Source organism: Streptococcus huangxiaojuni (assembly GCF_040930515.1).
Lineage (GTDB): Bacteria > Bacillota > Bacilli > Lactobacillales > Streptococcaceae > Streptococcus > Streptococcus huangxiaojuni.
In genome coordinates this window covers 1-1,051 of the sequence record NZ_JBFQEG010000053.1, presented here as the reverse complement: position 1 = coordinate 1,051, position 1,051 = coordinate 1, and the positions used below count along the sequence as shown (strand labels likewise).

2 protein-coding genes and 1 pseudogene are annotated in these 1,051 nt (G+C 49.3%); all 3 read right to left on the bottom strand.

Annotation, left to right across the window (positions count from 1 at the left end):
* The coding region (locus tag AB3329_RS11625) for a hypothetical protein (protein WP_368396319.1) at positions 1-242 on the bottom strand (242 nt) is incomplete at its 3' end.
* A gap of 3 nt (positions 243-245) precedes the next feature.
* Positions 246-683 (bottom strand): hypothetical protein, encoded by a 438-nt coding sequence (locus AB3329_RS11620; protein ID WP_368396318.1) that lies wholly within the window; start codon positions 681-683, stop codon positions 246-248.
* Positions 671-1,051, bottom strand: a pseudogene (locus AB3329_RS11615) (hypothetical protein); the annotation flags it as partial. The pseudogene AB3329_RS11615 and the gene AB3329_RS11620, both read right to left, overlap by 13 nt.

Sequence of the window (1,051 nt, the reverse complement as noted above, 5' to 3'; positions counted from 1 at the left end):
CGCCCTGCTCCCTTTATCGCCTTGTCCAGCTGACCGCCTAAAGCCTCTATCTCACTCTTGGCCTGCAGCGCCCGCGCACTTATCTTCTCATCATAATCACTGACCAAACTGCGCCGCTCACTCTTTAAAGACGGTGCCAGCAAAGACTTAACCGCCTCCCTTTCTAAAGCCTTGCGAATGACCTTAATCTCCTCTTCACTCTTGCCTGTCAAGGCACTCGTTACAGCACTGACAACATCCATCTTCTAACTCTCCTCCTCTTCTTCACGGTACAAAGCGATTTTCTGAGCATAAAGGGATTCGATCTTATCCTCCTGCTTGCGGTGTTCCTTTTGATAGCTGTCTGTCAGATCAACTTCTTCATCCCCCAAAATCTGCCGCTGGTAAAGATATTCATTGGCTGTAACCCCGGCATATTCCTCAAGCAGGCGACGAAATTCCTGAACCCCCTCACCGTCCGGATAGGACGGGCTGTAGGCTAAGCCTCCAAACTCCTCATATAAGGTTCGTAATTTAAAGTGCCGTTCTTCTAAATCATTAATCCGCTCATCCAGTGCGGTCTGATCTTTCTTGTGCTGCTGCTCCATATCCAGCAAAGCCTGATCCTCTTTCAAAAGCTCTGCCTGCAGAACTGCTGCCTTGGCGTCTGTTTCTTTTTGTTTTTCTTTATCTACTTTTGCCATGATGCTATCTCTCCTGCTAAACTGCTGTCCGCCTCCAGTGCTGCTTCTGTTCCGGCCTGAACATCTGCCTCTAAATCGCTAAAGACTGTTTCTGCTGTCTCCATGTTTTTGACCTTCTTGTCAAAATGCCTCTCGGTCTTGCCGACCATCGACTCATAGGTCACCCCGGCCTCCTCATAGGCCGCCTGCACCTCATCAGCTGTCAGCTCGGTCACAAACCAAGGGATTTCTTTGACTTTTTGATAAAGCTCCTCAGCCTTAGAAGACGCCTCATCACGATAGGCTTTGACATCTTCTGCCGCCAGGCTGGCAGCCTGATGGATTCCTGAGGTGATAATCATGGACTGCTCACTGTCCAAAAAGAAGGT

What these genes read in the sequence shown, in the direction of transcription:
- AB3329_RS11620 (WP_368396318.1), bottom strand. Translation starts at nt 683, where the DNA reads ATGGCAAAAGTAGATAAAGAAAAACAAAAAGAAACAGACGCCAAGGCA.